The following is a 7375-nucleotide window of genomic DNA, read 5'->3' on the forward strand; positions in this document are numbered from 1 at the left end:
CCCTTTATTTTGCAAGGACTATTTTTCCCTACCGAGAAACATTTTACGCTTAGCCCCGCCTTTATCCTTACTCAATAGGCGGAAGCCTTCCAGCACGCCTATTCAAAAACGCCCCACCCGTTTCCCCCTACTAAAGAAAGACCATTTCTTCCAATCAATCATAAGTCTTTCTATTGACAGCCGCCTTTTTTCATCGTAAAGTAGTAGGAAATCATCGATGTGGTTTCTTTTATGCTTCTTAATCCTATTAATTATCTATGTTTTAGGAGGGGTTTCCATGAAGTTTCAAACAACCTGTATCCATGGAGACGGGCCCAATGATGCAACGGGTGCCGTTTCACCGGCGATTTACTGTACGTCCACCTTTTCCCATCCTCATGTAGGAGAGTCAACGGGTTTCAACTACACCCGGGAATCCAATCCCACCCATGCCCGTTTGGAAAAAGTCATGTCCGCCCTTGAAGGCGGCGTCGATGCCCTTGCCTTTTCGTCCGGCATGGCTGCCATTGATGCGGTGATGCGTCTTTTTGTATCTGGGGACCACATCCTTACAGGCTTTGATCTTTATGGCGGTTCCTTCCGTCTCTTCCGTTCCGTCTACGAACCGTATGGCCTGACCTTTTCTGCGCTTCATACAAGCGACCTTGAGGCCGTGGAAAAAGCCATTACACCTAAAACAAAGGCCATCTATCTGGAAACGCCGACAAATCCCACTATGGAAATCACTGACCTGCGCGCCCTGGCGGAACTGGCCCACAAAAAGGGGCTTTTGGTCATCGTCGACAATACATTCCTCACTCCCTATTTCCAACGCCCACTGGAACTTGGCTGCGATATCGTCCTGCACAGCGGGACGAAGTACCTAGCCGGTCACAACGATATCCTTGCAGGCTTTGTCATCAGCCGAGAAAAAACCATCGCCGAAAAACTTCGTTCCATCTACAAAACAACAGGAGCCTGCCTGAGCGTCTTTGACGCCTGGCTCATGCTGCGCAGCCTCCGTACCCTCCCCCTGCGTATGCGCCAGCACGAGAAAAACGCGGAAACACTGGCTGCTTTCCTAAAGACCCAGCCCCATGTGCAAAAGGTCCTTTATCCAGGCCTTCCCGAACATCCGGGGTATGAGATCCAGAAAAAACAGGCCACTGGTTTTGGCGGCATGATTTCATTTTATGTTGATACGCCGGAATGGGCCAAGAAAATCCTTGAAGGAATCTCCCTCATCCAATTTGCTGAAAGTTTGGGCGGAGCCGAAAGCCTCATGACCTATCCCCGTACCCAGACCCATGCGGACCTGACGGCGGAAGAAGCTAAGGAAAAGGGAATCACGGATACACTCCTGCGCTTTTCCGTAGGTCTCGAAGATGCAGAAGACCTCAAAGATGACCTCCAGTCCGTCTTCAAGAATCTCTAAAACAGTTTTTGGGCTGTCACCCCACCATACAGGGCGGCAGCTCTTTTTTCATGCCTTGCCTCTATCCAAACCAGGGGAAATAGTGTAAAATATCTTAAGCCGTAAAACACTTAGAAACATTAGACAAGGAAAGGAGTACGGCATGGACGATCGCATCAGTGTACGCTTTGAAGAAAATAATAACCGTTCCGCAGCTTACGATGGAGACCAGGAAGTAGGGTACTGTTCCTACACCCTTGATGGAGATGTCTGGGTCATTGAACACACCGTCGTCGATCCCGCCTATGGGGGAAGAGGCCTTGCCCGCCGTCTCGTAGACGCTGTTGTCATGGGAGCCCGGGATAGCCACGTCAAGATTCTGCCCATGTGTTCCTACGCCGTGAGCCTTTTTAAGAAGGATCGCAAATACGACGACGTAAACGCCAATCTCTAACCATGACGTCACCGTGCAAAAAGCCGGAAGAACCTGTTAAAAATGGTTCTTCCGGCTTTTTAGTATGGTGACGTTTTTATTTCATGACAAGAAGGGAGACATCACCTACACAGCCAATGAGACTGCGGATCTTTGTCAAGAGGGCAAGACGGTTTTGCTTTACGGCCTCATCCTTATCCATGACCATGACGTCATCAAAGAAACGGTTGATGGGTGCAGAAAGGCTGTCGCAGGCGGTAAGGACGCCGGCAAAATCACGGGAAAGAAGCCTTCCATGTACGGTTTCAGCAGCTTTTTTCACGGCTTCAAAGAGGGCTTTTTCAGCGTCCTCTTTTAAAAGGGTCTCAGAAATAGGTGCTTCGACGCGACTTTTCTTGGTGATATTTTCTACGCGGGTAAAGGCCTGGAGCGTTTCCGGTGCCTTTTCCGTACCGAGATAGGCTGTCAGGGCATCAGCGGCAGCAAAAGCATCGCACAGGTCATCCCGGCCTTCGGCACCAAGGACGGCATCGACGATATCATATCGAACGCCGCGATCAAGCATCATGTTCTTGGAACGCTGGGCGAAGAATTCAACAATATCGGCTGCAAGTTTGTCTTCACTTTGATCGGTTTTGGGCAGGCGGCTCAAGGTTTCCTTGATGGCCCTTGTAAGGGCAAAGTGGATGTTTCCGTCGCTGACGATATTGAGGATACCCAGGGCCTGGCGGCGCAGGGCATAGGGATCCTGGGACCCGGTCGGGGCTTCCCCGCGGCTGAAGGTTGCCGTGATGTTATCCAGTTTATCGGCAATGGCAAGGAGACGGCCTTCATTCGTCTGGGGCAGTTCATCGCCGGCAAAGCGCGGCATGTACTGCTCGCCAATGGCCGTCGAGACCGTGTCGCCTTCGCCGTCAAGGAGGGCATATTCACGGCCCATGGTCCCCTGCAGTTCCGTAAATTCCGTAACCATACCGGTCACAAGGTCAGCTTTGCTGAGGCGGGCAGCACGGACGAGGGCTTTTTCATCGGCGGCAACGCCCGATTCCTTGGCAAGGTAGCTCGTAAGGGCTTCGAGGCGTTCCGTTTTTTCGTACATATTTCCCATGCCGCGCTGGAAGGCCACATCGTGCAGGGCTTCCCGATGCGCTTCCAAGCTCTTTTTCCGGTCGTTTTCAAAGAAGAAGACCGCGTCGTCAAGACGGGCACGGAGGACGCGTTCGTTGCCGTGGGTCACAATATCAAGATGTTCACGGTTGCCGTTGCGGACCGTAATGAAATAGGGCAAAAGCTTGCCGCTGTCATCAAGGACAGGGAAGTAACGCTGATGGTCGCGCATCGGTGTAATGACAGCTTCTTTCGGGAGCTTCAGGTACTTATCATCAATGGAACCGCAAAGGGCCGTCGGATATTCAACAAGATAGGTGACTTCATCCAGCAGGTCTTCGGAAATCGCCGTATGGCCGCCGGCTTTTTTGCCCAACGCTTCGATTTGTTCCCTGATGAGGGCACGGCGTTTTTCCACGTCGACAATGATGAAGTTTTCTTCGAGGGTCTTTACATAAGCCTCTGCCGAAGGAATCGTAATGGTCCGGCTGCCTAGGAAGCGATGGCCGCGGGTCACATTGCCGCTTTTGACATCGTTTGCTTCAACAGGAATGACCTCACTGTCAAGGAGGGCCACCATCCAGTGGAAAGGACGGACAAACCCGAAGTCATAGTCAGCCCAGCGCATGGTCTTCGGGAAGGACAGACTGTGGAGAATATCATCCAATAAAGCAGGCAGCAGGGCCTTGGTTTCACCGCCCTGTGTGTGTTTGATGGCATAAACATAGCCATCCCGTTTTTCAAGGGCAGAGACCTCCACACCCTGACCGCGGGCAAAGCCCTCTACGGCTTTCGTCGGATTGCCATTTGGATCAAAGGCAATCTTAAGGGACGGGCCCTTGCTCTCTGTCGTCATATCTTCCTGACGGTCGGCAACGCCTTCGGCAACAAAGGCCATGCGGCGCGGCGTTCCATAGACGCTTACTTTTTCAAAAGGAATGCGGGCTTCCTTGAGTTTGGTTTCTGCCAGTTCCTTGTAATTGTTCAAGATTCCCGGCATGTATTGGGCCGGCATTTCTTCCGTTCCGATTTCATATAATAACGTAGCCATTAGTTGTTCCCTCTCTTCAACATAGGAAATCCCATCTTTTCACGCTGCTCTACATACGCCGCTGCACACAGGCGGGCCAGGGCGCGGACACGGCCGATGTAGTTGGTCCGTTCGTCAACGCTGATTGCGCCCCGCGCGTCCAAAAGGTTGAACGTATGGGAGCATTTGAGCACATAATCATAAGCCGGATGGATGTTCCCCGTTAACAGGACCCGTTTGGCTTCCTTTTCGTATTTGTCAAAGAGGTCAAAGAGCAGATCCGTATCGGCAATATCAAAGCTGTAGCAGGACTGTTCCACTTCGTTTGTGTGGTACACATCGCCATAGGTCACATCGCCCACCCATTTGATATCATAGACATTTTCCACACCTTGGATATACATAGCAAGGCGTTCAAGACCATACGTAATTTCAACAGCGACCGGTTTGATATCCAGGCTGCCAACCTGCTGGAAGTAGGTGAACTGCGTCACTTCCATTCCGTCAAGCCAAACTTCCCAGCCCATGCCCCAGGCACCCAGGGTCGGCGATTCCCAGTTGTCCTCGACGAAACGGATATCGTGTTCTTCGGGATGGATCCCTAGTTCGCGCAGGCTTTCAAGATAGAGTTCCTGAATGTTGTCTGGAGACGGTTTCATGATCACCTGGAACTGATGGTGCTGATAAAGGCGGTTCGGGTTGTCGCCATAACGGCCGTCAGCCGGACGGCGGGACGGTTCCACATAGCACACGTTCCACGGCTCCGGTCCCAAGACGCGAAGGAAGGTTGCGGGGTTCATGGTCCCAGCCCCCTTTTCTACGTCATAAGGATGGAAGTTGATGCATTGCTGACGCCCCCAATAGGCACTCAGCGCCGAAATGATGTCTTGAAAATTCATGGTTTTCTCCTCCTAAACAAAAACTCCCGTCTCTGCAATATAGACGAGAATCATCTACATTACAGGGACGGGAGTGACTTCCGCGGTTCCACCCTGTTTGCTGCCAAGGCAGCCTCTCTTGTGGTGCAGTCGCTCAGGGATGCCAACCCCTTCATTGCGCTCCGAACAATATAGCAAAATTGGGCAAGATTGTCAAGGTGACGATAAGGACAAAGGAGGGGAAAAGCGGACAAGGAAAAAGCTAAAAAGACGGCCTTGATACTGTGGAGCTGTGGTGCTAAAAGACCGTGAGTCCGGCGCCAAACCACCCTTAATGAATGGAACGGCCCGCCTTTGTGTTTTCCCTTGGAATTTGATGCAAAACATCGATCTGCCTTGCCAAGACGAATCGAAACCAGGAAAGATCCATAAGCATTTTTCAGCAAAATTTCCAGGGTTGGCCGTGGATAAGAAGCATGGCGCCGTTTCCATCTGCAGTACGTCCCTTCCTGCAAAACGCCATGAGCCCATTGCTTCGGATATTTTCCCAAAGCAATGGGCTCATGGTTTTCATCAAATCAGAGCGATTTGTGTGCAGAGTTTAATGATTGAGATTATGCAGTCTCACCCAATCTTTCCCTTTCGCGGCGGGCAAGGATTGGGAAAATAAAGCCAATTCCGAGGAGGATGACCGGCGTTACGACGTTCATGATCATCTGGAACCACCAGGTGGAAGAATACATCTCCACACCGTAAGGAACCATGCCCATGAGGGAAGCAAAGGTCGTCAGGGCAAAGCACCAGAAACCAATCATAAAGCCGGTGCCTTTGCTCTTTGTAAGATAATAGGAAGAGCTGTACGCTTTTTTAGCCCGTTTGAGTGCCATATAGGCCAGGAAGACCCACAGGTAGGAAAGGGGCATGCAGATGGCATTCAGGCGCAGGAGCCAGATATAAAGCGTTGTCATATCGCCAATGCCGAGTGCCGGGACAATGATGAGGATGCTGACGAGGATGCCCGTCAGTTTGTATCCGCTTACAGGAATGCCCTTTTCATTGATTTTCGTGAAGGAATGAGGTACGAATTTCGGATCAACGTCACTCAGGAGGAACTTGATGGGCGCGTCGATGGAAATGGCGAGAGTTGCCGCCTGTCCAAAGAACTGGCAAATCGCATAGAGGATGACGAAAGCACGGCCGACCCCATAATAGGCTCCCAATTTGGCAAAGCAGTAGTAAGCCCCATTCATCATAAGGTCTTTCGGCACATTGTTGGGGTCAAACATAAGACCCATGGCAAAGGTCCCAAGAACAGCCGTAACAGCCACCATTACGGTCATGACAATCATGGCACGCGGGAATTCCTTGTCCGGGTTCTGAAGGTTCGTGACATACGGTGCGATGCGTTCACAGCCACCAACAGCAAAGACGAGGATGCTGAGGGTCGTCATGTATTCAAAGTTGAAGTTCGGCATGAACGTATCCCAGCTAAGGCTGTAGGAGAAGGTCTTTGCTTCTGTGATGTAAGGAGCGGCGAGAACGAGCAGCACATAAAGGATGCTCATGATGAACATAAAGGAACCAGCAATGGAACCAATGCGCTTCAAGGCCGATACGCCCTGAGCGGCATACCACATAAAGAACATAAAAATGCCGAGGCTGATAAGCTGAAGCATCATAGGCGAAATCATGGTCGTCAGCTGATCATTCTGGAAGACGGCCCACCCCATGGCAATAAGGATATTCTGCGGTTTCTGGGCTAGATACGGAATATTGACAACCCAGAAAGTCCAGCCAGCAAAGAAAGCCAGTTTGGAACTCATGGTTTCCTTGATCCAGGAGCTGACACCGCCAGCACCATTTTCAAAGGTCGCGCCCATTTCCCCAACCATCAAAGTATAGGGAATGAAGTAGAAGAGGAAGAGGATCATCCAAGAAACGACGACCTTCAATCCTTGGTTGGCAAAGCCGTTGACCGTATTGCCAAAGCCCCACACGACCGTGTAGGCCATCAGGCACAGGGCTTGCCAAGTCATGGCTTTGTTTTTTGAATTTGTGTTGCTGCTCATTTCGATACCCCCCTAATTGGTTTAAGTGCAACATTTGTTACACGTATTATAACAAGATTTGTTCTCCTATAAAAGACAGAAAATAAGCACTTTTCTCTATTGTCTTTATATTAAGGACATTCCCGAACGTTCACTGTAACATTTTCACTGCATTATTCGAAATATGAAGAAAGTGAACCATTTTTAAAGAAACTATTGCAGTATCGTGCCATCCAGTCATTACAAATTAGCTTGAAATTTTTTAAACAGGTCTATGAATGAAACCAACCGGTGAAGGAATTAAAGATGAGTCGCCGTTAGAAACCTTTTTTGTTAAGGAAAAAGTCCGTGTCTGAAGTACAAAGTGTCCACAGCAAAGAGACTTATCATGAAAGATTGGATGGCTTTTTGTCCAGGTGAGAAAGAACCTGTAAAAAAAGGGTTCTTCACGTATTTTTGGGGGATTCCAAATCATACGTAGGTAAA

At 50.1% G+C, this 7375-nt stretch carries 5 protein-coding genes; 2 read left to right on the forward strand and 3 right to left on the reverse strand.

Features of this window, described 5'->3' with window-relative positions:
• Positions 1-277: 277 nt before the first annotated feature.
• Together QZQ08_RS09345 and QZQ08_RS09350 are read left to right on the forward strand one after the other, a co-directional pair.
• Entirely contained in the window at positions 278-1414 is a 1137-nt protein-coding gene (locus QZQ08_RS09345; protein WP_296331273.1) for a PLP-dependent aspartate aminotransferase family protein, read from the forward strand.
• Between the two features lie 142 nt (positions 1415-1556).
• Positions 1557-1847, forward strand: coding sequence for a GNAT family N-acetyltransferase (locus tag QZQ08_RS09350; protein WP_296331276.1), 291 nt, complete (start codon positions 1557-1559; stop codon positions 1845-1847).
• Positions 1848-1923: 76 nt separating this feature from the next.
• Here QZQ08_RS09350 and glyS read toward each other — a convergent pair whose 3' ends face one another.
• The 3 genes from glyS to QZQ08_RS09365 form a co-directional block, all read right to left on the reverse strand.
• The gene (gene glyS / locus QZQ08_RS09355; RefSeq protein WP_296331278.1) at positions 1924-3984 is read right to left on the reverse strand and encodes a glycine--tRNA ligase subunit beta; all 2061 of its coding nucleotides are present in this window, start codon (positions 3982-3984) and stop codon (positions 1924-1926) included.
• On the reverse strand, positions 3984-4862 hold the full coding sequence (gene glyQ, locus QZQ08_RS09360; protein WP_021737128.1) for a glycine--tRNA ligase subunit alpha: 879 nt from the start codon (positions 4860-4862) through the stop codon (positions 3984-3986). Before glyQ ends, glyS begins: the two co-directional genes overlap by 1 nt.
• A 593-nt stretch (positions 4863-5455) precedes the next feature.
• Entirely contained in the window at positions 5456-6910 is a 1455-nt protein-coding gene (locus tag QZQ08_RS09365) for an amino acid permease (RefSeq protein ID WP_296331284.1), read from the reverse strand.
• Positions 6911-7375 lie beyond the last annotated feature (465 nt).

Origin of the sequence: uncultured Acidaminococcus sp., assembly GCA_900538365.1 — a bacterium.
Taxonomy (GTDB): domain Bacteria; phylum Bacillota; class Negativicutes; order Acidaminococcales; family Acidaminococcaceae; genus Acidaminococcus.

Coding starts and splice junctions, on each gene's coding strand:
- QZQ08_RS09345 (WP_296331273.1), top strand. CDS start 278: ATGAAGTTTCAAACAACCTGTATCCATGGAGACGGGCCCAATGATGCA.
- QZQ08_RS09350 (WP_296331276.1), top strand. CDS start 1,557: ATGGACGATCGCATCAGTGTACGCTTTGAAGAAAATAATAACCGTTCC.
- glyS (WP_296331278.1), bottom strand. CDS start 3,984: ATGGCTACGTTATTATATGAAATCGGAACGGAAGAAATGCCGGCCCAA.
- glyQ (WP_021737128.1), bottom strand. CDS start 4,862: ATGAATTTTCAAGACATCATTTCGGCGCTGAGTGCCTATTGGGGGCGT.
- QZQ08_RS09365 (WP_296331284.1), bottom strand. CDS start 6,910: ATGAGCAGCAACACAAATTCAAAAAACAAAGCCATGACTTGGCAAGCC.